General features: G+C 69.4%; 24 protein-coding genes, 1 tRNA gene and 1 pseudogene. 19 read left to right on the plus strand and 7 right to left on the minus strand.

Annotated elements, in window-relative coordinates; translation table 11 throughout:
* The coding region (locus O5O46_RS33960) for a lipase family protein (RefSeq protein WP_269859532.1) at positions 1–524 on the plus strand (524 nt) is incomplete at its 5' end.
* A gap of 290 nt (positions 525–814) precedes the next feature.
* Here the strand turns inward: O5O46_RS33960 and nadE are convergent.
* The gene (nadE, locus tag O5O46_RS33965) at positions 815–1,645 is read right to left on the minus strand and encodes an ammonia-dependent NAD(+) synthetase (protein ID WP_269859533.1); all 831 of its coding nucleotides are present in this window, start codon (positions 1,643–1,645) and stop codon (positions 815–817) included.
* A 480-nt stretch (positions 1,646–2,125) separates the two neighbouring features.
* Here nadE and O5O46_RS33970 point away from each other — a divergent pair, with 480 nt between their 5' ends.
* From O5O46_RS33970 to O5O46_RS33990, 5 genes are all read left to right on the plus strand, one after another.
* The gene (locus O5O46_RS33970; protein WP_269859534.1) at positions 2,126–2,704 is read left to right on the plus strand and encodes a TetR/AcrR family transcriptional regulator; all 579 of its coding nucleotides are present in this window, start codon (positions 2,126–2,128) and stop codon (positions 2,702–2,704) included.
* A 110-nt stretch (positions 2,705–2,814) separates the two neighbouring features.
* Entirely contained in the window at positions 2,815–4,128 is a 1,314-nt protein-coding gene (locus O5O46_RS33975) for a hypothetical protein (RefSeq protein ID WP_269859535.1), read from the plus strand.
* A gap of 64 nt (positions 4,129–4,192) precedes the next feature.
* Positions 4,193–5,074, plus strand: a complete 882-nt coding sequence (locus tag O5O46_RS33980) for an alpha/beta fold hydrolase (RefSeq protein ID WP_269859536.1) — start codon at positions 4,193–4,195, stop codon at positions 5,072–5,074.
* 411 nt (positions 5,075–5,485) lie between these two features.
* The gene (locus tag O5O46_RS33985; RefSeq protein WP_269859537.1) at positions 5,486–6,463 is read left to right on the plus strand and encodes a phosphatidylinositol-specific phospholipase C; all 978 of its coding nucleotides are present in this window, start codon (positions 5,486–5,488) and stop codon (positions 6,461–6,463) included.
* Between the two features lie 217 nt (positions 6,464–6,680).
* Entirely contained in the window at positions 6,681–7,349 is a 669-nt protein-coding gene (locus tag O5O46_RS33990; RefSeq protein ID WP_269859538.1) for an O-methyltransferase, read from the plus strand.
* Between the two features lie 98 nt (positions 7,350–7,447).
* Here O5O46_RS33990 and O5O46_RS33995 read toward each other — a convergent pair whose 3' ends face one another.
* From O5O46_RS33995 to O5O46_RS34005, 3 genes are all read right to left on the minus strand, one after another.
* Positions 7,448–8,893 carry a glyceraldehyde-3-phosphate dehydrogenase gene (locus O5O46_RS33995; RefSeq protein ID WP_269859539.1) on the minus strand — a complete coding sequence of 482 codons (1,446 nt, stop codon included), beginning with the start codon at positions 8,891–8,893 and terminating at the stop codon, positions 7,448–7,450.
* A 180-nt stretch (positions 8,894–9,073) separates the two neighbouring features.
* Positions 9,074–9,859, minus strand: coding sequence for a polysaccharide deacetylase family protein (locus O5O46_RS34000; RefSeq protein WP_269859540.1), 786 nt, complete (start codon positions 9,857–9,859; stop codon positions 9,074–9,076).
* A 17-nt stretch (positions 9,860–9,876) separates the two neighbouring features.
* Positions 9,877–10,026, minus strand: coding sequence for a hypothetical protein (locus tag O5O46_RS34005; protein WP_269859541.1), 150 nt, complete (start codon positions 10,024–10,026; stop codon positions 9,877–9,879).
* Positions 10,027–10,120: 94 nt separating this feature from the next.
* Here O5O46_RS34005 and O5O46_RS34010 point away from each other — a divergent pair, with 94 nt between their 5' ends.
* Positions 10,121–10,960 carry a polysaccharide deacetylase family protein gene (locus tag O5O46_RS34010; protein WP_269859542.1) on the plus strand — a complete coding sequence of 280 codons (840 nt, stop codon included), beginning with the start codon at positions 10,121–10,123 and terminating at the stop codon, positions 10,958–10,960.
* Between the two features lie 261 nt (positions 10,961–11,221).
* On the opposite strand, the gene O5O46_RS34015 is transcribed toward O5O46_RS34010, so the two are convergent.
* Positions 11,222–11,371 carry a hypothetical protein gene (locus O5O46_RS34015; RefSeq protein ID WP_269859543.1) on the minus strand — a complete coding sequence of 50 codons (150 nt, stop codon included), beginning with the start codon at positions 11,369–11,371 and terminating at the stop codon, positions 11,222–11,224.
* On the opposite strand from O5O46_RS34015, the pseudogene O5O46_RS34020 reads away from it, so the two are divergent.
* The 8 genes and pseudogenes from O5O46_RS34020 to O5O46_RS34055 form a co-directional block, all read left to right on the plus strand.
* Positions 11,327–11,599, plus strand: a pseudogene (locus O5O46_RS34020) (LysE family translocator); the annotation flags it as partial. The gene O5O46_RS34015 and the pseudogene O5O46_RS34020 sit on opposite strands and share 45 nt — an antisense overlap.
* Positions 11,600–11,846: 247 nt before the next feature.
* Entirely contained in the window at positions 11,847–12,329 is a 483-nt protein-coding gene (locus tag O5O46_RS34025; RefSeq protein WP_269859544.1) for a Na+/H+ antiporter subunit E, read from the plus strand.
* Positions 12,329–12,610 (plus strand): MrpF/PhaF family protein, encoded by a 282-nt coding sequence (locus tag O5O46_RS34030; RefSeq protein ID WP_269859545.1) that lies wholly within the window; start codon positions 12,329–12,331, stop codon positions 12,608–12,610. Before O5O46_RS34025 ends, O5O46_RS34030 begins: the two co-directional genes overlap by 1 nt.
* Before the next feature lies 1 nt (position 12,611).
* Entirely contained in the window at positions 12,612–12,920 is a 309-nt protein-coding gene (locus O5O46_RS34035; RefSeq protein WP_269859546.1) for a cation:proton antiporter, read from the plus strand.
* A 14-nt stretch (positions 12,921–12,934) separates the two neighbouring features.
* Positions 12,935–13,204: a Na(+)/H(+) antiporter subunit B gene (locus O5O46_RS34040; protein WP_269859555.1), complete on the plus strand. Its 270-nt coding sequence runs from the start codon at positions 12,935–12,937 to the stop codon at positions 13,202–13,204.
* The gene (locus O5O46_RS34045; RefSeq protein WP_269859547.1) at positions 13,201–13,956 is read left to right on the plus strand and encodes an MnhB domain-containing protein; all 756 of its coding nucleotides are present in this window, start codon (positions 13,201–13,203) and stop codon (positions 13,954–13,956) included. The genes O5O46_RS34040 and O5O46_RS34045 overlap by 4 nt, the downstream gene beginning before the upstream one ends.
* The gene (locus tag O5O46_RS34050) at positions 13,953–14,297 is read left to right on the plus strand and encodes a sodium:proton antiporter (RefSeq protein WP_269859548.1); all 345 of its coding nucleotides are present in this window, start codon (positions 13,953–13,955) and stop codon (positions 14,295–14,297) included. Before O5O46_RS34045 ends, O5O46_RS34050 begins: the two co-directional genes overlap by 4 nt.
* Positions 14,298–14,303: 6 nt before the next feature.
* Positions 14,304–16,112: a complex I subunit 5 family protein gene (locus O5O46_RS34055; RefSeq protein WP_269859549.1), complete on the plus strand. Its 1,809-nt coding sequence runs from the start codon at positions 14,304–14,306 to the stop codon at positions 16,110–16,112.
* A 25-nt stretch (positions 16,113–16,137) separates the two neighbouring features.
* On the opposite strand, the gene O5O46_RS34060 is transcribed toward O5O46_RS34055, so the two are convergent.
* Positions 16,138–16,494: a DUF6204 family protein gene (locus tag O5O46_RS34060; protein WP_269859550.1), complete on the minus strand. Its 357-nt coding sequence runs from the start codon at positions 16,492–16,494 to the stop codon at positions 16,138–16,140.
* Positions 16,495–16,753: 259 nt separating this feature from the next.
* On the opposite strand from O5O46_RS34060, the gene O5O46_RS34065 reads away from it, so the two are divergent.
* From O5O46_RS34065 to fdh, 3 genes are read left to right on the plus strand one after another with little or no spacing between them, the layout of a single operon-like run.
* On the plus strand, positions 16,754–17,722 hold the full coding sequence (locus O5O46_RS34065; RefSeq protein ID WP_269859551.1) for a 4Fe-4S dicluster domain-containing protein: 969 nt from the start codon (positions 16,754–16,756) through the stop codon (positions 17,720–17,722).
* Positions 17,719–18,732 (plus strand): NrfD/PsrC family molybdoenzyme membrane anchor subunit, encoded by a 1,014-nt coding sequence (nrfD, locus tag O5O46_RS34070; protein ID WP_269859552.1) that lies wholly within the window; start codon positions 17,719–17,721, stop codon positions 18,730–18,732. Before O5O46_RS34065 ends, nrfD begins: the two co-directional genes overlap by 4 nt.
* A gap of 52 nt (positions 18,733–18,784) precedes the next feature.
* Positions 18,785–22,027, plus strand: a complete 3,243-nt coding sequence (gene fdh, locus O5O46_RS34075) for a formate dehydrogenase (protein WP_269859553.1) — start codon at positions 18,785–18,787, stop codon at positions 22,025–22,027.
* A 7-nt stretch (positions 22,028–22,034) separates the two neighbouring features.
* Here fdh and selD read toward each other — a convergent pair whose 3' ends face one another.
* Positions 22,035–23,057 (minus strand): selenide, water dikinase SelD, encoded by a 1,023-nt coding sequence (selD, locus tag O5O46_RS34080; RefSeq protein ID WP_269859554.1) that lies wholly within the window; start codon positions 23,055–23,057, stop codon positions 22,035–22,037.
* Positions 23,058–23,125: 68 nt separating this feature from the next.
* Between selD and O5O46_RS34085 the strand changes: the two genes are divergently transcribed.
* Positions 23,126–23,219, plus strand: a tRNA-Sec gene (locus O5O46_RS34085).
* Positions 23,220–23,364 lie beyond the last annotated feature (145 nt).

Here is a 23,364-nt window from a genome sequence, read left to right on the forward strand (position 1 = left end):
CCGGTCCGGCGAAGACCGGCTACGTCCACTACGGGTTCGCCGAGGCGCTGGAATCGGTGTTCCCGACGGTCAAGAGCACCTTGGAGGCGCTCCGGACAAACGGGCAGAGCCTGTGGTTCACCGGACACAGCCTGGGCGGTGCGCTGGCCATGCTTGCCGGGGCCCGGCTCTACCTGGAGGAGCCGCGGCTCCTGGCCGACGGCGTCTTCACCTACGGGCAGCCACGCACTTGCGACCGACTCTTGGCGACGGCCTACAACAAAGGCTTCAAGCAACGCATGTTCCGGTTCGTGAACAACAACGACATCGTGCCTCAGCTTCCGCCCGAGCCCGCCTTCACCCATGTCGACGTCCTGCGGTACATCGACGCCGACGGCAAGCTTCGCGAGTCCATGTCGCTCTTCGGCGGCCTCGCCGACCGGGCCAAGGGGCTCACCGCCGATGCCTTCGCCCCCGTGAGCGACGGCGTACGCGACCACTCGATCCACAGGTACATCGCTGCGATCGAGAAGAACATGAACTGAGCGGGCCGGCATGCGGGGCCGGGGCTGCGGCGCGAGGGCAACAAGGACAGGGCTGTGGGCAACGCGCTCGGCGGCCACGGCCCTTCGCTCAGCCGCGGTCCCGCGTGAGTGCCGCCCGCCTCACCGGTGGCCCCGAGCAGAGCTCGCCTGCTGCGAGCCGAAGTCAACGCCACTGGTAGCGGTGGGACTAGTTCACGTCCTCGGGTGACTCCAACCGCTGCCTGGCCGAACGCCTACGCCAGGACAAGGCAGGAAGGAATCGGCCAGCAGCATCGGGGTTGCCGCCGGGATCAGGGCGCGATCGGCAACTGTCGCTTGTGCTCGGTCAGTCGGTAGCGGCGGACGATGGCCGTGTAGGCGGGCTCGTCGACGGGCTTGCCTTCCAGGAGGTCGTCGATGTCGTCGTAGGTGACGCCGAGCGCTTCCTCGTCGGGCCTGCCCGGGTTCAGCGTCTCCAGGTCCGCGGTCGGGGTCTTCCAAGTCAGCGCGGACGGCGCCCCCAGAGCCTCCGACACGGCCCGTACGCGCCGCTTGGTCAGGCCGGTGAGCGGAACCACATCGGCCGCGCCATCGCCGAACTTGGTGAAGAAGCCGGAGACCGCCTCGGCAGCGTGGTCGGTGCCCACCACCAGGCCTTCGTGCGCGCCCGCTACCGCGTACTGGGCGATCATGCGCTGCCGGGCCTTGATGTTGCCGTGCACGAAGTCCTGGTGGTGCGCGTCGCGGAAGACCGCGCCGCTGGCCAGCACCGCCTCCAGCGCGGCGTCGCTGGCAGGCTTCACATCGACGGTCAGGACCTGGTCGGGCCGGATGAACTCCAGGGCCAGCTGCGCGTCCTTCTCGTCGGCCTGGGCGCCGTACGGCAGCCGCATCGCGATGAACGTCGCTTGCCGCCCTGCGGCCCGGACCCGCTCGACCGCGAGCTGGCACAGCCGGCCCGCGGTCGTGGAGTCGACACCGCCGCTGATGCCCAGCACCAACGAGCGCAGGCCCGTGGAGTTCAGCTGGTCGGCGAGAAAGGCAACCCGGCGCTCGATCTCCTGCCGCGCGTCGAAGGACTCGCTCACCCGGAGGTCCCGGGCGATCTCCTGCTGCAGGGACATGGACGACAGGTCGGTCACGGTTGCTCCTCGGTCGGCCCCGTGGGCAGGATCGGCGTGCGCCGACGGGCGGGGACCACAGGCGCGTGTAGGGGACGGAAGCACTCTAGAGGAAGACTGCGAAAGCCTGCTCTCGGCATGTGACTTGGGAACTTCCTGCGCCTGCCGCGGCAGAACGTTCGCCGGGGCGCGATCAGCGGCAGCGGAACGCTCTGTCCATTGCCACGGGCATCCAGGCCCCTTATGGCTACCACCAGTTCGAGAACGCCAACTGGGGGCGGAACTTCCGTGCGTTCCCGCACGGGCGGACGTGGGCGGGCGCCGGGGAGCCGGGGGCGCTGCCTCAGATGCCGTGAGGCACGGCGGATCTCGATCCGGAGCGGCTGCGTGGGCCGCCGACACCGTCAACAGGACACAGACAAGGCGAATGATCCGGAACGCACCCGACGGATGCCACGACACTTTCTTGAGCATTCGATCCAGATAGATTAGGGTGAGCGCATGGCAAGGACCCGGGAGTTCGACACCGAGGCGGCAGTGAGCCGCGCGATGGAGCTGTTCTGGGTGCGCGGGTACGAGGCGACCTCGGTGCGCGACCTGACCAGGCACCTGGGCATCGGGCAGGGTTCCCTGTATGCCGCGTTCGGCGACAAGGACGGGCTGTACCGGGCCGCACTGGAGCACTACCGCACCACGTTCGCGGCCGCCGCACTGCGCAGCCTCGACGAGGGGTCGGATGCCCGGTCCGCGATCCGCGCGATGCTGATCGAACGGATCCGCATCGCCGTCGAACTCGGCGGCCGAGGCTGCCTGTTGGTGAATGCCGCCTGCGAGCGCGTACCGGAGGACGCGGCGACCCACCGGACCGTGCGTGATGTACTGGGCGCCAGTCAGGACGCGCTCGCCGAAGTGCTGCGCGTGGCGGCGGACCGGGGTGAGATCTCGACGCGGCACGACCCGCACACCCTCGCCGCCTTCCTCGTCACCTTCCTGAACGGCCTGCTTGTCTCCTCGAAGATCACACCAGACCCTCGCGTCCTCGAACCCCTTGTGGAGGTCGCGCTGGCCACCCTCGATTGACTTTTTCACGCCCTCAATCTGTATCGGATGATCCAGAAAAAGCCGTCGCCCATGCGAACGCAGACGTCGGCGGCACCGACCACTGCCTCATCGACACCAGAGGAGAATCCATGCCCCCCTCGCAGACTTCGACCGCTCCCGCCCTCGGCGGCAGCCGATGGAACACCTTCCCGGCGACGGGCACCATGACCGCCCGCGAGTTCTTCACCGGCGCCGAGCCGCTGCTGCAGGGCGTCATCGATGCCCTGCAGAGCGTCGACCGCGAGGTACTCGACGCCCAGATCCGCGCGACGCTCGGCCTCGGCACCCGGGAGACCTCGCTGCCGCTGGTACTCGGCCCCGATGCGGCCCCGGCGACCCGCGAGTTGGGTGCGCAGGCCGAGACCATCGGCCGGGAGATCGCCTCCTGGGCGACCGCGGCCCTGGACCGGCTGCTCAGCCACCGGATACCGCTGCCCGCCGGGCAGCTCGCCGTCCGCAGCCACTGCTACGGCCACCTGCTCACCCATCCCGCGGCCGACCTGCTCATGGGTCGCCACGGCGGCCCCGTCACGATGCAGCTGTACAACGAGTGGCTGCACCAGATGGTCCTGCTGCGCGACGCCCTGCTGCCCTTCGTCAACTGGCAGGAGGTCCCTCTCCTTGTCACCCCGACCGGGCTGCGGCACATCGAGCCGGACCGCGACCGTTTCCTCACAGAACTCCTGGTCCGCCAGATACGGCACACCACCATCGTGGACTTCGCCCGTCGCGTCGTCACCGGCGGCTCCGGTCCCGACGGCTACGGCTTCGACCATGACGGCGGCACCGTCCTGCCCGCCGTCGTCGACGCGCCGCCCCTCACCGCGCCCCGGCACCTGCTGGCCTGGCGTCCCGGCCCCGCCACGCGCGGCACTGCCGCATACGTCCCCGAGGTGCAGGACTACTACGCCGCACCCCGCACGCTCATCGAGCATCTACCACCCGCCACCGGAACACCAGGACCGATCACCGGCCGCATCGTGGCCGAACCGGTCGTCGACGGGACCCGCACCGCTCACATCGAAGTCACCCACAACGGCACCAGCGTCCGCGTCGACCTCGGCCAGGCCCTGCGCGGCCATCGCTTCGCCCAGCGCCACGGCCTCACCGCAAGTGCCGGGGCATCCGGTGAAGTCCGAACCGCGGACGTGTGGACCGTACTGGGCGCTCCCGGGTTGGTGTGGACGGAGGGCAGCGACGTCACCCTGGACGCCACCGCTCAGGACGACATCGCCGTTCTGGCGCTGCTCGGCCGCCTCTACCCGGACAACGTCTTCCTACGCCCCGTCAGCCACCGCGCCGGTCCGGTGACCACGGGCACGAACAGTCCGAGCCGCGTCGTCATCGACATTGCGGACCACGGCGCCGCAGACCGGCAGGACAGCGCGCCGAAGACACGGTGACCGTGGCGGCTGGGGCAGGCGCAGACGCCGCGCTGCGAAGCACACCAGGAAAGGCGATGAGGAAATGATTCTCGATCACCGTGGAGACCCGGTCCGCACGGGTCGTGCCCCCGCCAACGGAACGAGCCTGCACTACCGGACAGGCGGGTCCGGCCCAGCAGTGGTGCTGCTGCACGGCGTGCCCAAGACCGGCTACCACTGGCGGCATCTCGTCCCGAAGCTGACACCGCGGTACACCGTCGTCGTGCCGGACCTTCGCGGCCTCGGCGACTCCGCCCGTCCCGTGGACGGATACGACTCCGCGACGATGAGTGATGACATCGCTGCGCTGATGGCCCACCTCGGCCACGAGTCGTACAGCGTGATGGGCGAGGACTGGGGAGGGGTGATCGGCTACCAGCTCGCCGCCCGGCACCGTGCACACGTCAACGCCCTGGTGTTCACCGAGGCGCTGTTCCCCGGGTTCGGCTTCGAGGACCACACCGCGCTCACCCACGAGAACGTCTCGAGTGGGATGCACCTGTGGCATCTGGGCTTCTATTTCCAGCCGGATGTACCCGAGATGTTGATCGCCGGGCACGAGCGTGAACTCATCACGTACATGCTGAAGAACGAACGCAGCCACCCCGACACGGCCACCGCCGAAGCAGTCGACGAATACGTGCGCTGCTACTCCATGCCCGGCGGTATCCGCGCGATGCTGGCGATCTATCGGGCGATGCTCATCGACGCAGAACAGAACCGGCAGGCAGCACAGAAGAAGCTGGATATTCCCGTGCTCGCGCTCGGCGGGTCGGCGTTCATCGGCGACCGGAACGAGGCCCAGATGCGGCTCATGGCCCACGGCGTCACCGGTCATGTCTTCGATGCCGGACACGACCTCGCGGAGGAAGTTCCCGACGAGGTGGCCGCCGTGGTGCTCCCGTTCCTGGCCCAGTCGCCGTAACCGCACCCGCGCGCCTGACTTTGCCGGGACCAGCGTTGCCTGGTTGTGACCAGGCACGAGAGTTCTTCGAGCAGCCCGCGGCCGAGCGCTCGGCCGCGGGCCGTACGGTCTCCGAGGTCCCCCTGCAGCTTCCGCATGACGCGTCCAACACGAGAACCCAACGTGAGGTGGTCCCGCGCACGAAAGACTCTGTTCCCGTCCAACGCCGACGCACGAGCGCGCCGGAGTCGCGTGAGGCGATCAAGGGGCGCGCCGCCGCGACGGGGCCGGAGGTGAGCCCGGCTTGGTGGAACACCTATCGCATCGGTTTGGCGATTGACCATTCGGTGGCGTGGTGTCAAAGTGCCTTGCTGGCACTGGAGTTCGGTCCTGAAGCGCACCACGGTGTTCCGAAGCGGGAGGGCGTACGGCATGAAGATACCCCGCAGAGACTTCCTCAAGGCGGCAGCAGCGGGCTCGTTGGCCGCAACGTTACCGCTCGGCGCGGCGGGGGCCGCAGCGGCGGACGACCGGGCGGGGGACGTCCAGTCGGACTCGTGGATGGGGTGGCTGTCGGACCACGTGCGACTGGACAGGATGACGCTTCCGGGTACGCACGACACCTGCTGCACGGATCCGAACCACGGCACGGAGTGGTCGCACACGCAGAACATGGGCATCCCGGAGCAACTCCAACGCGGAATACGCTTCTTCGACATCCGCTGCGGCCGGCTCCAGGACCAGCCGGGGCGGTTCGGGATCTACCACGCCAACTACTACCAGTACATCACCTTCGACGACGTCCTGGACCAGACGCGGTCCTTCCTTGGCCAGCACCCGCAGGAGCTGGTGCTGATGCGCGTCAAGAACGAACACGAGCTGACGAACGATCAGTTCACGTCGACGTTCGAGAACTATGTGACGAACCGGGGCTACGCGGACCTGTTCTGGTTCGGCGATCACGTCCCGGCGCTCGGCGAGGCAAGGGGCCGGATCGTACCGGTCCTCCAGGGCTACACCGGGCCCCGAACGCTACTGCGCTGGCCCGACGGAGACAACGACTTCATGTCGAACCAGTGGTTCGAGCTCCAGGACAAGTACAACGTCTCGAACGACGACAAACGCGCGGCGATCGTGCAGCACTTCGACAAGGCGCTGGCGAACCAGGACTCCGGCAAGCTGTACATCAACTTCATCAGCCTCGCGCCGAGTTCGTACAACGTCTTCACCTGGCCGAAGTACCTTGCGGACCAGATCGTACCGACCCTTGAGAACTACCTCGACAGCCACCGGCCGCAGATGGCCCACCTGGGCGTGGTGCCGATGGACTTCCCTGACTTCCACGTGACAGCGGCACGGGAGCTGTGGCAGTGGAACTTCGGGTGGTTCCACCAGGCTCGGTCGGTGTAACAGGCGACCGGAGTGGTCCGTACGGCACTTCTGCCACTCAGCGGTGAGGTTCTCCTCAAGGTGGCTGACGCGAGAAGTTCCGGGGACGGCTGACCGCCACAAGGAGCCGGGCCGGGCCCTGCATCGCCGTACGGCCGAGGAATTCGGTTGACAGGTCATCCCATACACATCGTAAGTTCCGTGTCGGTACTGGGTGAGCACTGGGAGGGAACCCACTGTGGCGCAGCAGACCTGGACAGCCGTCGACGACTACTTCAACGGCCTGCTGGTCGAGGAGGACGCCGCCCTGCTCGCGGCCGTCGAGAGCAGTGAGGCGGCTGGGCTGCCGCCGCACCAGGTCGCGCCTAACCAGGGCATGCTGCTGCATCTGCTCGCCCGCGTTCGGGGCGCCCGCAACATCCTGGAGATCGGCACCCTCGGCGGCTACAGCACCATCTGGCTCGCCCGGGCCCTGCCGAACGGCGGGCGCCTGGTCACCCTCGAGGCCGACGAGCACGTCGCGGAGGTCGCCGCCGCGAACATCGCCCGCGCCGGACTGGACCGCATTGTCGACCTCCGTGTCGGCAGGGCCCTGGACACCCTGCCCCTGCTCGCGCAGGAAGGGCCGGATCCGTTCGACCTGGTCTTCATCGACGCTGACAAGCCATCCAACCCCGACTACCTGCAATGGGCGTTGAAGCTCACCCGGCCCGGCAGCGTCATCGTGGGCGACAACGTCGTCCGCGACGGCGCGGTCACCGACCCGGCCAGCACCGACCCCCGCGTCCAGGGCGTCCGCCGCTTCACCGAACTCCTCGCCGCGCACCCCCGGTTGACCGCCACCGCCATTCAGACCGTCGGCTCCAAGGGCTACGACGGCTTCGCCCTCGCCCTCGTCACCGACTAACCCACCCGGGGGAAGCCCGCCCGTACGGCCGAGGGCTCCGACCAGGGTGTTCGCCCTGGTCGGAGCCCAGTTGTCGGAAGCCGAGCTTCACACCGGGCTCAGGCCACCGGCAGCGGGTACGTGGGGTACTCCACGCCGGAGACGTGCTGGACGACGCGGATGACCTGGCAGGAGTAGCCGAACTCGTTGTCGTACCAGAGGTAGAGGATGGCGTTGTCGCCCTCGACCTTGGTGGCGCCGGCGTCGACGATCGAGGCGTGGCGGGAGCCGATGAAGTCACTGGATACCGCGTCGGGGGCGCTGATGAAGTCGATCTGGCGCTTGAGCGGCGAGGTCAGCGACACGTTGCGCAGGTAGTCGAGGACTTCTTCGCGGTTTGTCTCGCGCGCCAGTTGCAGGTTGAGGATCGCGATCGAGACGTCAGGCACCGGGACGCGGATCGAGCTGCCGGTGATCTTCGCCTTGAGATCGGGCAGCGCCTTGGCCACGGCGGAGGCGGCACCGGTCTCGGTGATGACCATGTTGAGCGGCGCCGAGCGGCCGCGGCGATCGGAGTTGTGGTAGTTGTCCAGCAGGTTCTGGTCGTTGGTGAACGAGTGGACGGTCTCCACGTGGCCGCGCAGAACACCGTACTCGTCCGCCATCGCCTTCAGCGGCGGAACGATCGCATTGGTGGTGCAGGACGCGCAGGACAGGATCTGCTCGTCCGGCTTGATCATGTCGTGGTTGACACCGTGCACGATGTTGGGGACGTCGCCCTTTCCGGGCGCGGTGAGGACGACCTTGGCGATCCCGGGGCGGAGGTGCTTCGACAGACCCTCGCGGTCGCGCCACTTTCCCGTGTTGTCGATGAGGATGGCGTCCTTGATGCCGTACGCCGTGTAGTCCACCGACATCGGGTCGTCGGAGTAGATCACCTTGATCTCGTTGCCGTTGGCGACGATCGTGCTGTTCGCCTCGTCGACGGTGATCGTGCCCTGGAACTGGCCGTGGATGGAGTCCCTGCGCAGCAGCGAGGCGCGCTTGACGATGTCCTGGTCACCACCTCCGCGGACGACGATTGCGCGCAGCCGCAGGCCGTTGCCGGAGCCGGACTTCTCGATGAGCAGGCGGGCGACAAGGCGGCCGATGCGGCCGAACCCGTAGAGGACGACGTCGCGGCCCTCGCGGCGCTCGATCTTGTTGTCGCCCGTGGCACCGGCGACGGCCTTGGCGGTGAACTCCGCCACCGACAGACCGTGGTCGTCGGCCTTGTACGTCGCGGCGAGCATGCCGATGTCTATCTGGGAGGGCCCCAGATCGAGCGTGGTGAGAGCCTGCAGGAACGGCAGCGTCTCGGTGACCGAGAGTTCCTCACCGGCGATCTGCCGGGCGAATCGGTGGGTCTTGAGGATGCTGACCACCGACTTGTTCACCAAGGAGCGGCTGTGCAGCAGGACCGTGACGTCCCGCTCCCGATGCAGCTTCCCGATGATCGGGATCATCGACTCCGCGGTCTCCTCGCGGTGCTTCCAGTTGGTGAACGTGTCCTCGTTGACAGTCACAGGCTTCTCTTTCGAGCTAGGCGGTGCTCATATGCTAACCCCCGCATTTTGATCATTCGCACGTGCTCCCCAGCAGGGTGCCGAGGGAGCGGTTTCCCCTGGTCGGCCACGGCAGGAGACGGCGGCCCGAGCAGGGGCCCGACCGGCATGCCGGGCCCTGCTCGCGCGGCGCCCTGGCGGTCAGGGGATGAGGCTGTCGAGCGTGGTGTAGCCGTAGCCCCGGTCGTCGAGCGCCTTGATCAGGTGAGGCAGGGCGGTGGCGTCGACGGTCGAGGGATCGGTGGAACCGGTGCTTCCCACGTGCATCAGGATGATCGCTCCCGGGACCAGCGCCTTCATGACGCGGGCGATGACGGTGTCCGTCGTGGCGCCGCCGGAGGTGCCCTTCCAGCCGCAGGTGTCAACCGTCCACCGGACGCACACGTATCCCTCGTCGTTGACATCGGCGATGCACTGTTGGTCGACATCGCCGAAGGGGAAGCGGAACAGCGGCACAGGCCGCCGCCCCACCGCCTTCTTGATGGCATCGGCTGCCGACTGGACCTCCCGCACCCGCTCGTCGTGGGTGAGCTTGGTGAACATCGGATGCGTCATGGAATGGTTGCCCACCGGATGCCGATCGGCGATGCGGCGGGCCGCGTCCGCATGGGTGGAGGCGAAGCGCCCGGTCATGAAGAAGGTCGCGGGAAGCCCGTGCTCGGCCAGGGCCGCCAGGACCTTGTCGACGCCGTCCGGCGTGCTGCCGCAGTCGAAGGTCAGGGCCACCTTCTGCTCGGGGAACGGCAGCCTGGTCACATCCTGGCCCGCCAGGTGTCCTCTCACGTGCGGGCTCGCCGCTGCCTCGGCGCGGTTGGCGCCGAGGCCGCCTGCCATCGCCAGCGCACCAGCGGCAATCCCGAGCCGCAGCACATCTCGTCTGGCGGGTCCGCCAAGGGCCGAACCGGGCTCCGCCAGAACCTCGTTCACGTCTTGCATGGTCGCTGTCAGTTTTCCGCGTGGAGTGGTGATGGTGTCTGCGGGTTCACCGGATCGTGGCCATCGGCCAGGACGGCGTATGCCCCGAAGGTGTGCGGGAGTTGGAACCGGTCATCGACAGTGAGGTTGATCGTCACCGCGTCAGCATGGCGCACCACCGTGTAAGCATGGCGCACCGAGGCGGCGGTCGTCGCCCCTCGCAACCCGTCCGAGGGGCAACTCGCCTGCCCTGGTTGACGGTAGCTTGCCGACGTGACTCCCTTCCCGAAAGCAGCGAAGAGGACCGTGGTCGGCCTGGTGGTCGTGGCGGCGGCATTGACGGCGTTCGGCACGGCACCGACAGCCGCCGCCGGACGTGGCCGTGCTGCGGCTCCCGCCGTGCGGACCGGCTCGGCGGAAGCCCTCTCCGAGCCTGCTCGGCCCATCAACCGGCTGCGGGCCCTGTTCGGGTCGGAGAACCGCACGATGCCCACCCAACGACGTGTGGTGGCACTGACGTTCAACGCCGCCTGGGACGTGGAGGGCGTCGACACGACGCTGGACGTGCTGCGCCGGTATCACGTCCCGGCCACCTTCTTCCTCACCGGCGACTTCGCCGACCGCCACCCGGCAGCCGCCCGCGCCATCGCGGCGGCCGGGTACGGCATCGGTAACCACTCATACAGCCACCCGCACTTCGAGACGTTGCGGCCCGGTGAGCGCGCGGCGGAGGTCCTCCGGGCCGACCACGCCATCCGCACCGCCACCGGCACCACTCCTCTGCCGTTCTTCCGCTTCCCGTACGGCGACACCACCCCGCAGGAGATCGGCGAAGTCAACGCGCTGGGCTTCGCCGACATCGAGTGGACCACCGACACCAACGGCTACCGCGGCCCCAGGGGCGGCATGAGCGTACGAAAGGTGGTCCAGCGGGCGCTGGATGCCCTGCGCCCCGGCGAGATCATCCAGATGCACGTCGGCTCCGACGGCCAGAGCACGGTCCTCGACGCCGACGCACTGCCCCAACTCGTCGAGGCCATCCGAGCCCATGGATACGACATCGTCGACCTGCGCGGCATCCTCGACCCAACACAGAAAACGGCCGCTCAATGACCCGTTGGCGAACGCGACGTACAACCTCGCGGCATGCTCGGTCACTTCATAGGTGCTCGCCACGAGGAGTCCCGCTGCGCCATGCCCGCCTCTGCTGCGGCGCACCGCTCGCCCGCGTCGCGGCCCAGCTCGCACTCGGCGTGCTGATCCCCCGCCTCAGCAACGCCCGCCTCGTCGAGAACCCCTACTTGGGGCCATGCTGTGCGGCCCCGGAACCTTCCCAGTGGAGACTTCACCTCGCGGCACAGAAGCGTGGACGCGTCAGCTGGTTGAGGGCTCGTCCGGGGTGAAGACGCGGTCGATGTGGTGCCGTAGGACCTCCCAGGCGTCCCCAGCGGTGCGCTGGCCGACGAACTCCGTAACCTGATGCCGCCAGAGGAGGAAGACGCGGACCGGTCGCCGGCGAGTCAAGGCCGCATCCTGTGGGAGGGGTTCGTGGTGGATGTCAGCAATCCCAAGGGACTGGTGATCTTCACGGCGGTGCTGCCGCAGTTCGTGGGCACGGCCGCGGGGCGAGTTCCCGCTCAGCTCCTGTTGCTCGGCCTCGTCTGCGTCGCTGTCGCTCTGGTCTCGGACGCGGCCTGGGGACTGCTCGCCGGCAGCGCGCGCGGCTGGCTGGGGAAGCCAGCCCGTGGCATTGCGATCATTGGCGGCGCCTCTGGCGTCATCATGGGCCTGGGAGCGCGACTGGCGTTCAGCGGCCAGCGCCGAGACCTCCCGCCCCATCGCGGCGTCTTCGTGCCCCGGACACCCCCGCCACCGTGCCCACTGCTCCACGCCGGTGATGGTCCACCTCCTCCCGTCGACCGCATCGGCGTGCGCGCCGCATCAGTCCCGCAGCTACGGGTAGACGTTGCTGACGACACAGGGGACTGGAGGAGGACCGATGCGGCGGGCCGATGCTGTGGTGCACATCGCGGCGTGGTGGGCCTTTCTGTTCGTTCTCAACCTCATGTTCATCAGTACCGTCTCCACACTGGAGCTCGCAGTCGGTGCCGGCGCGGGTGTGCTCGCCGCGGTCGCCGCGTGGGCGGTGCGCCGCGCGTCCGGTACCGGGGGAAACCGGGGTGGTCCCTGGGCGCGCGCACTGCTGGCCTGGCCGGGGGCGGTGCTCGCCGACACCGGACGGCTGGCCGGGGCCACCATCGCTGCTCTGCGAGGGCGGGAAGTCAAGTCGGGTATTCGTGAAGTCAAGTTGAGGAAGGGCACCGGCAGCGCCTGGGCGAGCGCCCTGCTGTCCGCCACCCCCGGCGCGTACGTCGTCGATGTCAGTCCTGGGGTGGCGGGGTTCGGGGACACCCTCACCATTCACGTCCTGGGTGACACCACAACAGCGCTCGAACGCGTCCTCACCGGAGGTGAACGGTGATGAACGCGTGGCTGGTCGCGAGCGCCGTGCTGCTGACGCTGGGCCTGCCGCCATGCCTGTGGCTGGTGTGCCGTCGCACACCACAGGAGCGGCTGACCGGACTCAACATGGCCGCCCCCATGTGCTCAGCGATCCTTCTCCTGCTCACCGAGGGGTTCAACCGCAGCTCGTACGCCGATCTCCCGCTGGTACTGGCGGCGCTCGGACCGGCCGGAACCCTTGTCTTCGCGCGCTTCCTGGACAGCCAGGCACCGGAATCAACCCGCGGGGAGCCCGACTGAAATGACATTCCGCCACATCTGCGCGCTGATCCTGTTGGTCCTCGGCGTAGCGGTACTGCTCCTGTCGGCGACGGCACTGATCGTGTTGCCCCGCCCCTACGGACGTCTGCACGCCCTCACCCCGGCCACCTCGCTCGGTGTGCCGCTGGTCGCGTTGGCACTGGCCGTCGAGACGGGGCCGGGGCGCGGCGCGGTCAAGTTCCTGGTCATCGCCGCGTTGACCGCCGTCGGCGGACCGGTCACGACCATGGCGATCGGCCGGGGCACCGCCCAGAACGACGGCCTGCTACGGAAGGACTCTCCCTCGTGAGCGGTACCGATGCCATCAGCGAGTATCTGATCGCGGCTTGCCTTCTGCTGGTCACGGTGACCGCCACCGTCGCCGCGCTCACCCGGGACCCGATGCGCCAGGCCCTTGTGCTGGCCATGCTGGGCCTCGGCCTGACGCTGCTCTTCACCGTGTTGCAGGCGCCTGACGTGGCCCTTTCCCAGCTGGGGGTGGGCACGGCCGTGACACCGCTGCTCATCATGCTGACGGTGCGTAAGGTGCGGCGCTCCGCTGTGCAACGGCGGGACGGGGAGCGGCAACGATGAGCCGCGTCCTGCGGGTCCGACTGTTCTGGGCCGCCGCGGCGGTCTTCGCGGTGGCGTTCGCCGCCGCCTGCACCGGACTGCCGCGTTTCGGCACCCTGTCGCATCCCTACGGAGCCCGCGCCATCGCCGCGGCCTTCCACCAGCGCACCGCCAACACGGTCTCCTCGGTCAACTTCGACCAGCGTGCCTTCGACACCCTCGGCGAGGAGTCCATCCTGTTCGCCGCCGTGCTCGGCGGCCTCGTACTGTTGCGCCGTGCCCGTGACGAACGGCTGGGAGGGGTCCGGCGGGGCCGGGTGCTGCCCGCCACCCGGCTGTTCGGCTCGGTCCTGCTGCCGATCACCCTGCTGACCGGCGTCTACATCGTCGCCCATGGGCAACTGTCGCCGGGCGGTGGCTTCCAGGGCGGCGTCATCCTCGCCACCGGGCTGCACCTCGCGTACGTCGCCGCCGACTACGGTGTGCTCAAGGCGATCCGTCCGCTGGCCGTGTTCGACGTCGCGGACGCCGTGGGCGCGGGTGCCTTCGTGGGCCTCGGGTTGGTCGGCCTGGCCGTCGGCGCGGCGTACCTCCAGAACGTCCTGCCGCTGGGAACCTTCGGTCAGCTGTCGTCGGGCGGGCTGGTGCCCGTCATCAACGCGGCCGTTGGGTTGGAGGTGGGCTCCGGCGTGGTGGTACTGCTCGCCGGCTTCCTGGACCAGGCGGTGGAGATCAACTCCCCCGACGAACAAGACAACAGGACCGGACGATGACGTCGCTGTTCTTCCTGGCCGCCGGCTGGATCTTCCTGGTCGGGGCGTACGGCATGGTCACCAGCCGCAATGTGATCCGCACCGTCGGCTGCCTCGCGGTGACGCAGTCATCAACGTACGTGCTGCTGCTGACGGTTGGCTTCCGCCGTGGCGGTACCGCACCGTACTTCACCGACACCTCCACGCGTACCCCCGTCGTCGATCCGGTGGTGCAGGCACTCGCCCTCACCGATGTGGTCGTCGGTGCCACTGTCACCGCCTTGCTCCTGGCCATCGCACTCCAGTTGCGCAAGCGCCACGGCACGGTCGATCCCGACGCCCTCACCGGGCTCAAGGGCTGAGCCGGGATGAGCACCGCGAACCTGCTGCCGCTCGGCGTCGCCATCCCGCTGCTCGGGGCCGTTGTCCTGGTCCTCGTCGGCAGGCGACTGCCCCGCGTCGTCAGCGACTTCCTCGTCACCTTCTGGGCTGCCGCGGAGGTCGCCGACCTGATGTTGCTGTGGATGCGCACCGGAGACGGTCACGCCGTCAGCTGGCTCGGCGGCTGGCGACTCCAGCACGGTGAAAGCGTCGGCATCGTGTTGGTGAACGACCGGATCGGCATCGGACTCGCGCTGCTCACCGCGGTGCTCGTGCTCGCCGTGGTCGCCTACTCCTGGCGGTACTTCGAGGAACCGCCCGCCGGGCACGCGGGCACCTTTCCCGCTCTCATCCTGCTGTTCGAGGCGGGCATGTGCGGGTTCGCGCTCACCGGCGACCTGTTCAACGCTTTTGTCTTCTTCGAGTTGATGGGTGCGGTGGCCTACGCGCTGACCGGCTTCCGCATCGAGGACCCGCGGCCTCTGCAGGGCGCGCTCGCCTTCGGTGTCATCAACTCGCTCGCCGCCTACTGCTCGTTGCTGGGCATCGGCCTGCTGTACGCGAGGACCGGTGAACTGGGCTTCGCCCAGATCGGCCAGAAGCTCACCGGCCATCGCACCGACGCGCTGTTGGTGACCGCCTTCGTACTGGTCCTCATCGGGCCCCTGGTGAAGGGCGCCGTGGCGCCGTTCCACTTCTGGTTGCCGGACGCGCACGCCGTCGCGCCGACGCCCGTGTGCATGCTGCTCTCCGGTGCGATGGTCGAGCTCGGCGTCTACGGCGCCGCGCGGATCTACTGGATCGTCTTCTCCGGCCCGCACGGCATCCCGCACCACGTCTTCCGTGACACGTTCGTCGTCGCCGGCGTGATCACCGCCGTCGTCGGCGCGGTGATGTGCTGGCAACAGCGCAACCTCAAGCGGATGCTGGCGTTCTCCACCGTCAGCCATGTCGGCCTGTTCCTGGTCGGCGTCGCGCTCCTGACCCCGGAAGGCACGGCCGGTACGGCCCTGTACGTCGCCGGACACGCCGGAGCCAAGGCGGCGTTGTTCGGCGTCACGGGCACGTTGCTGGACCGGTACGGCAGCGTTGACGAACACTCCTTGTACGGCCGGGGCCGGGAACTGCCTTTCGCCGGAGTCCTGTTCGTGCTCGGCGGTCTCGCACTCGCCGGGCTGCCGCCGTTCGGTACGGCACTGGGCAAGGCCCTCGCCGAACACTCCGCGCAGTCCCACGCCGCGTGGCTGCCCGCGGTCTTCGTACTCGCCTCGGCGGCCACCGGCGCGGCGGTGCTGCGCGCCGGAGTGCGGGTCTTCGCCGGGGCGGGGCGTCGGCCGCGCGAGAACCACGAGGTTCCGGAGACCACCGGCAGCGGCGAGGAGCCGGAGATCCGCGACCCGTCCCGCCGCGTTCCGCTGCCCATGCTCGCCGTGCCCGCCCTGCTGCTCTGCGGGTCGCTGGCCCTCGGCCTGCTTCCCGGCATCGGTCGTCAACTGGCCCAAGCCGCAGGGTTGTTCACCGATCGGGCGGGATACGTCGGCGCCGTTTACGGGTACGCCCATGCCTCGGCGAAGCCGCCCGCCGCTGACTGGACCGCAGAAGGCATCGCCCTCGGCCTGGCCTCCGCGGCCCTCGCCGTGGTGTTCGCCGCGGCGGCGCTGTGGGGGGCTCCACGCGACGCCCAGAGCGTCGTGAGGCCGCTACGCCGCCTTCATTCAGGCCACATGGGCGACTACGTCAGCTGGCTTGTCGTCGGCATCGCGGTGTTGCTGGTCGCCGTCCGCGCTCAACTGTGATGTCCCCGAACCGCGAGTCGCCGCATCAGGCGTTCCGCGCGGCAGCCCGGCGCTGCCGCTTGCCAAGGGGTGCCTGGGAGAGGTCCTCGGCGGTGCACCTGAGGTTCTTGTAGCCGTAGCCGCGCTCGGTCATCCAGGTCTTCGCCGCGTCTTCGGCGCGGTCGGTCGCGGCCAGGATGTCCTCCTCCGCCTCTCCCGAGGCCAGGAAGCGGAAGGTGAACGCAGGCCGGGCGGCGAGGTCGTAGCTCAGATGCCCGTCCGGGGTGAAGGCGGCGTGCAGTACGTCGTGCTCCGGGGCGCGGGCCAGGAGTTCGGCCCGCTGGTCGGCGCTGAGGTCGGCGAAGACACCGCGGACGGTGATGCGAAAGGTGCGAGTGCTCACCGGCCGACCCTAGCCACCGAGGTCAAGCTGGTGCCAGGCATTTTCCACCGCGGGCGCCAGGCGACTCGCAACGTCGACGCGGGCTGTGGGCATCGGCCGGCCAGAGTACGGTCAACGGCCGCGGTCCGCCTTCGCTCCCGTACCCACTTGGACCACTCGGGGGCGCTCTCGGTTCGCGGGACGGGAGTTCCAACGGTTGAGTGGAGGGAGGCTACCGCTGGCCCATCGAACGCCCGAGCCTCGACGAAGGAGCCCGACCGTGCAGGAACGCCCGGTGGATGCGCCCACGCCGACGGCGGGGAGGGCACCGCTCGATGTCGCGGCCGCGGCAGGCCACCGTGCCCATCCGCCGAGGGTCGGGTTCTTCACCGACACCTCGATCTGTATCGGCTGCAAGGCCTGCGAGGTGGCGTGCAAGGAGTGGAACGCGGTCCCCGAGGACGGCCTGGAACTCACCGGCATGTCGTACGACAACACGCAGGGCCTCGGCGCCGACTCATGGCGGCATGTCGCGTTCGTCGAACAGAAGAAGTCTTCCGGCGGCGCGTGGGCGACCGTCGACCACCGTGGCGTCGACGTCTTCGCGGAGGCCGCCCGGCTGGGCACCGGTGCGGCGACGGAAGGCGGCGGGATCGCGCCGGTGGCGCCCGACGGGCGGACGGAACTGCGCTGGTTGATGTCCTCCGACGTGTGCAAGCACTGCACCCGGGCGGGCTGTCTGGACGTCTGCCCGACAGGGGCCCTGTTCCGTACCGAGTTCGGCACCGTGGTGGTCCAGCAGGACGTCTGCAACGGTTGCGGTTACTGCGTCCCTGCCTGCCCGTACGGCGTGATCGACCAGCGTAAGTCAGACGGCCGGGTGTGGAAGTGCACCCTGTGCTACGACCGCCTGGGCGCCGGGTTGGAACCCGCCTGCGCCAAGGCGTGCCCCACCGACTCCATCCAGTTCGGCCCACTCGACGAGCTGCGCGAACGGGCCGCCGAGCGGGTCCGGCGGCTTCAGGACGCCGGTGTTCCCGGTGCTCGGCTGTACGGCCACGACCCGGCGGACGGCGTCGGCGGTGACGGTGCCTTCTTCCTGCTGCTGGACGAGCCCGAGGTCTACGGCCTGCCGCCTGATCCGGTGGTGACCACCCGTGACCTGCCCGCGATGTGGCGGCACGCCGCGGTCGCCGCGGTGACGCTGGCCGCCGGGATGGCGGCGTGTTGCGTGCGGAGGAAGCGATGAGTGGGGCCGACGTACCCGTTGACGGCAGTCGTACCGGTCGCGGGCGGGGTGGACGTGGGCGAGGCGAGCGCGCCATGGTCCCGCCGACGGAGTTCGCTTCCTACTACGGCCGCCCGGTGCTGAAGAAGCCAGTCTGGCGAGCCCTCGACATCGCCGGATACCTCTTCCTCGGCGGACTCGCCGGAGGCTCCTCGGTCCTGGCGGCGGGAGCCGCGGCCAGCGGTCGGCACGGCCTGGCGCGACCTCTTCGGGTGGGCGCGTTCACCGCGATCTCGCTGTCGCTGGCGGCGCTCGTCCACGACCTGGGCCGACCTGCCCGCTTCCTGAACATGCTGCGCGTCATGAAACCGACCTCGCCGATGAGCATGGGCTCCTGGCTGCTCACCGGTTACGCCCCGCTGGCCGGGGCCGCCGCGGCCAGTACGGTGACGGGGCGGCTGCCGCGCGTCGGTGCGGCAGCCGGGGCCGCGGCGGCGTTGCTGGGGCCCGCGGTCGCGTCCTACACGGCTGTGCTGATCAGTGACACCGCGGTGCCCACCTGGCATGACGGCCACCGGGAGATGCCGTTCGTGTTCTGCGGGTCCGCCGCGACGGCCGCGGCCGGACTGGGCCTGCTGGTCTCCCCCGCCGGGCAGAACGCTCCGGCACGGCGTGCCGCCGCCTTCGGTGCCGTGCTCGAACTCGGCGCCACAGAGCTGATGAGACGCCGCATGGGCCTGAGCGCCGAGCCCTTGCGGACCGGGCGCGCGGGCCAGTTGATGCGCGCCTCGCAGATCCTGACCTGCGCCGGGACGGCCGGAGCATTGGTGGCCGGGCGCCGCGCCCGCGGGGTGGCCGCCGCCGCGGGCGCGGCGCTGCTGGCGGGTTCCGCCGCGCTGCGGTTCGGTGTCTTCCAGGCCGGGGTCAGCTCCGCCGAGGACGCGAAGTACACGGTGCTGCCGCAACGCGAGCGGCTGGCGGCCCGGGCCGAAGCAGGGGCGCCGACCTGCGGCACGAAGCCGCCGAGGTGATGATGGGAACCGGTGCCCCGCTCACGGGCACCCCGGACGAGGAGGTTCCGCCGTGGGTGTACGGACCTGGATCGGTTCCTGGCCGGTCTACCGTCAGCTGACCGGCAGGGACCCCCTGGGCCGTGGAGCGGCAGCCAAGAGCGCCCGCAGCCAACGGCTGACATCCCGGACCAGCACGGCCGACAAGGCCGTCAAGTCCGTGTGCCCCTACTGCGCGGTGGGCTGCGCTCAGAACGTCTACGTCGAGGGCGGGAAGGTCACACAGATCGAGGGCGACCCTGACTCCCCCGTCTCGCGCGGTCGGCTGTGCCCCAAGGGCTCCGCCAGCCTGCAACTGACGACAGGCCAGGCCAGGAAGTACCAGGTGCTGTACCGGCGGCCACACGGCACCGACTGGGAGCCGCTGGCGCTGGACACCGCGATGGACATGATCGCCGACCGGGTGATCGCGGCGCGCCGAACCGGCTGGCAGTGGGAGGACGACGGGGTGCGGACCCGACGCACCCTCGGCTTCGCCAGTCTGGGCGGTGCGACCCTCGACAACGAGGAGAACTACCTGATCAAGAAGCTGTTCACGGCGCTCGGCGCGGTGCAGATCGAGAACCAGGCGCGGGTTTGACACTCCTCCACCGTCCCCGGTCTGGGGACCTCGTTCGGTCGCGGCGGCGCGACGACCTTCCAGCAGGATCTGGGCAACGCCGACTGCATCGTCATCCAGGGCTCCAACATGGCCGAGTGCCACCCGGTGGGGTTCCAGTGGGTGATGGAGGCCAAGGCGCGCGGCGCCAAGCTGGTGCACGTCGACCCACGGTTCACCCGGACCAGCGCCCTGGCGGACCTGCACGTACCGCTGCGCGCGGGCAGTGACATCGCGTTCCTCGGCGGCATCGTCAACCACGTGCTGCGGGAGGAGAAGTACTTCCGTGACTACGTCGTCGCCTACACCAACGCCCCGATGATCCTGCGTGAGGACTTCCGCGACACCGAGGATCTGGACGGGGTGTTCTCGGGCCTGGACCGGGAGGGCCGGGCGTACGACCCGACCAGCTGGCAGTACGAGGGGGTGGAGGTCCAGGCCGCCTCCGGAGAGCGCGACCAGCAGTACGAGCGGCGGATCGCCGAGTCGGGCCGTGGCGAGGCGCACGGCTCCGGCGGAGCGGCGATCGGCGAGGGCGAGCCGGAGCGCGACGAGACGCTGACCCATCCGCGCTGTGTCTTCCAGGTGCTCAAACGGCACTACGCGCGCTACACACCGCAGATGGTGGAGCGGACCTGTGGCGTGCCTCAGGACGTGTTCCAGCAGGTCTGCCAGCTCGTGACGGAGAACTCCGGTCGCGACCGCACCACGGCCTTCGCGTACGCGGTCGGTTGGACCCAGCACACCATCGGAGTGCAGTACATCCGCACGGCCGCCGTGCTGCAGCTGCTGCTGGGCAACATCGGGCGGCCCGGCGGCGGCATCCTGGCGCTGCGCGGCCACGCCTCCATCCAGGGCTCCACGGACATCCCGACGCTGTTCAACCTGCTGCCCGGCTACATCCCGATGCCGCACGCCCACCAGCACGAGAGCCTGGACAAGTTCGTCGAGGCGGAGGCCGCACACAAGGGCTACTGGGGTGGGATGCGCTCCTACCTGGTCAGCCTGCTGAAGGCGTACTGGGGTGAGGCGGCGACCGCGGAGAACGACTACTGCTTCGACTACCTGCCGCGGCTCACCGGTTCGCACAGCACCTACGAGACGGTACTGGCACAGCAGAACGGCGTCTGCCGGGGCTACTTCCTCTACGGCGAGAACCCGGCGGTCGGCTCGGCCAACACCAAGATGCAGCGGCTCGGCATGGCCAACCTGGATTGGCTGGTGGTGCGTGACTTCTCGCTGATCGAGAGCGCCACCTGGTGGAAGGACGGTCCTGAGATCGAGACCGGCGAACTGCGCACCGAGGACATCGCCACCGAGGTCTTCTTCCTGCCCGCCGCGGCCCACACCGAGAAGGACGGCAGCTTCACCAACACCCAGCGGCTACTGCAATGGCACCATCAGGCGGTCGAACCGGCCGGGGACGCCCGCAGCGACCTGTGGTTCACCTTCCACCTGGGACGGATCATCCGCGAGAAGCTGGCCGCGTCCACGGATGAGATGGACCGCCCGGTGCTCGACCTGGCCTGGGACTACCCGACCAAGGGCGCCCTTGCCGAGCCGGACGCCGAGGCCGTTCTCGCCGAGGTAAGCGGCCGCGACGCCGACGGGCGGCCGCTGAGCGCGTACACCCAGCTGAAGGACGACGGTTCGACGTCCTGCGGCTGCTGGATCTACTGCGGGGTGTACGCGGACGGTGTCAACCAGGCGGCCCGCCGCAAACCGGGTGAGCAGCAGAACTGGGTTGCCGGGGAGTGGGGTTGGGCCTGGCCCGCGAACCGCCGCATCCTCTACAACCGCGCCTCCGCCGATCCGGAGGGCAGGCCGTGGAGCGAGCGCAAGGCCCTGGTGTGGTGGGATGCCGACCAGTCCCGCTGGACCGGACACGACATCCCTGACTTCCCCGCCACGACACCACCGGACTACCGCCCGCCCGCCGAGGCCAAGGCGGCGGAGGCGCTGTCCGGCACCGACCCGTTCGTGATGCAGGCCGACGGCAAGGGCTGGCTGTTCGCCCCCGCCGGACTGACCGACGGCCCCCTGCCCACCCACTACGAGCCGCAGGACTCACCGTTCGACAACCCCCTCTACCGCCAGCAGCGCAACCCGGTCCGGCAGGTACTGCCCGCGCTTCCGGACAACCGGTACCAGCCGAGCGGCAGCGCGCCGGGCTCGGAGGTCTTCCCGTACGTGGCGACGACCTATCGGCTCACCGAGCACCACACGGCGGGCGGGATGACGCGTTGGCAGCCGTACCTGGCCGAGTTGCAGCCCGCGATGTTCTGCGAGGTCTCCCCGCTGCTGGCGGCCGAACGCTCGCTGGAACACCTGGGCTGGGCCACGGTGGTGACGGCCCGCAACGTGATCGAGGCACGCGTGCTGGTGACGGACCGGATGGTGCCACTTATCGTGCAGGGCCGTACGCTGCACCAGGTCGGCCTGCCCTACCACTGGGGCCCGAACGGCTACACCACGGGCGACGCGGCCAACGAACTGGTGCACCTGTCCCTGGACCCCAACACGCACATCCAGGAGACCAAGGCACTGGCCTGCGACATCCGGCCGGGACGGCGACCGCGCGGGCCCGCCGCGGTGGAACTGGTCCGCGAGTACCGCCGCCGCGCAGGCATCACGGACCAGACGGGCACCGAGATCTGACTGAGGGTCAGCGCAGTACCAGAGTGTGCTCGGTAGCGGCCACCAGTTCGCCGATCACGGGCGCGCCCGGGATCTCACCGGCGATCAGCAGTCCGCCGGAGGTCTGGGCGTCGGCCAGCAGCAGCCGGTTCGGTTCACCGGTGCGTCCGAAGTCGGTGTGCGGGGCCACCCAGTCGAGGTTGCGGCGCGTGCCGCCGCTGATGAAGCCGTCACGGACGGCGTCACGGGCCCCGTCCAGGTAGGGCACCGCAGCGGTGTCGAGGACGGCCGTGACGCCCGAGGCCCGGGCCAGCTTGTACAGATGGCCGAGCAACCCGAAGCCGGTGACGTCGGTGGCGCACACGACCCCGGCGGCGAGCGCTGCCTCGGCGGCGTCACGGTTGAGGGCCGCCATGGTCTCGACGGCCTGCGGGAAGTCCTCTCCGGTCGCCTTGTGACGGTTGTTCAGCACTCCGGTACCGAGCGGCTTGGTCAGCGACAGGGGTACGCCGGGGCGCCCGGTGTCGTTCCGTAGGAGCCGTGCGGGGTCGGCGATGCCGGTGACCGCCATGCCGTACTTCGGTTCCGTATCGTCGACGCTGTGGCCACCCGCCACGTGGCAGCCCGCCTCGCGGGCGACGGTCAACCCGCCCCGCATCACCTCCCTGGCCAGCTCGAACGGCAGCACCTCGCGCGGCCAAGCGAGCAGGTTGACGGCGACCAGCGGCCTTCCGCCCATCGCGTAGACGTCGGAGAGGGCGTTGGCGGCGGCGATGCGTCCCCAGTCGAAGGGGTCGTCGACGACCGGGGTGAAGAAGTCAGCGGTGGCGATCAACGCCGTGCCCCCGCCCGGGAGGAGGACAGCGGCGGCGTCGTCACCGTTGTCCAGTCCGACCAGGAGCTCGGCGGCGCCGAATCCTTTCGGGGACGGCACGAGGCCGGCCAGGGCCGCTTCCAGCTCCCCCGGCGGGATCTTGCAGGCGCAGCCGCCACCGCGGGCGTAACCGGTGAGGCGAACGCGTGCCCGGTCGGCGGAGGCGGTGGTTGTCATGACTGCTCCTCAGGGCGGTGTGGCGGATTGATCCTTGGTCGATGACCCGCTTGCATGGGGCCCAGTGGGGAGGCGTGTGGGTGCCTGGTGGCCCTCCCGGTCTTCAAAACCGAGGTGCCCGAGGATCTCGGGCAGGCGGGTTCGATTCCCGTCCGTCTCCGCACATTACAGGCCGCTGGCCAGAGCAGATGCGGTTTCCCTCGCGTGCCGCCGCACTGAGCCCTCACCGCGCCGCGACGCGCTCGTCATGGATGAACAAGGCCAGGCCGAGCACGAGGAACCCGGCAGCCGCCCACGCGGCATGGAT

Source organism: Streptomyces sp. RPT161 (assembly GCF_027533845.1).
Classification (GTDB): Bacteria; Actinomycetota; Actinomycetes; order Streptomycetales; family Streptomycetaceae; genus Streptantibioticus_A; species Streptantibioticus_A silvisoli_A.

What these genes read in the sequence shown, in the direction of transcription:
- O5O46_RS34025 (WP_269859544.1), top strand. Translation starts at nt 11,847, where the DNA reads ATGCGGCGGGCCGATGCTGTGGTGCACATCGCGGCGTGGTGGGCCTTT.
- O5O46_RS33985 (WP_269859537.1), top strand. Translation starts at nt 5,486, where the DNA reads ATGAAGATACCCCGCAGAGACTTCCTCAAGGCGGCAGCAGCGGGCTCG.
- O5O46_RS33980 (WP_269859536.1), top strand. Translation starts at nt 4,193, where the DNA reads ATGATTCTCGATCACCGTGGAGACCCGGTCCGCACGGGTCGTGCCCCC.
- O5O46_RS33970 (WP_269859534.1), top strand. Translation starts at nt 2,126, where the DNA reads ATGGCAAGGACCCGGGAGTTCGACACCGAGGCGGCAGTGAGCCGCGCG.
- nrfD (WP_269859552.1), top strand. Translation starts at nt 17,719, where the DNA reads ATGAGTGGGGCCGACGTACCCGTTGACGGCAGTCGTACCGGTCGCGGG.
- O5O46_RS34050 (WP_269859548.1), top strand. Translation starts at nt 13,953, where the DNA reads ATGACGTCGCTGTTCTTCCTGGCCGCCGGCTGGATCTTCCTGGTCGGG.
- O5O46_RS34035 (WP_269859546.1), top strand. Translation starts at nt 12,612, where the DNA reads ATGACATTCCGCCACATCTGCGCGCTGATCCTGTTGGTCCTCGGCGTA.
- O5O46_RS33975 (WP_269859535.1), top strand. Translation starts at nt 2,815, where the DNA reads ATGCCCCCCTCGCAGACTTCGACCGCTCCCGCCCTCGGCGGCAGCCGA.
- O5O46_RS34045 (WP_269859547.1), top strand. Translation starts at nt 13,201, where the DNA reads ATGAGCCGCGTCCTGCGGGTCCGACTGTTCTGGGCCGCCGCGGCGGTC.
- selD (WP_269859554.1), bottom strand. Translation starts at nt 23,057, where the DNA reads ATGACAACCACCGCCTCCGCCGACCGGGCACGCGTTCGCCTCACCGGT.
- O5O46_RS34030 (WP_269859545.1), top strand. Translation starts at nt 12,329, where the DNA reads ATGAACGCGTGGCTGGTCGCGAGCGCCGTGCTGCTGACGCTGGGCCTG.
- O5O46_RS34055 (WP_269859549.1), top strand. Translation starts at nt 14,304, where the DNA reads ATGAGCACCGCGAACCTGCTGCCGCTCGGCGTCGCCATCCCGCTGCTC.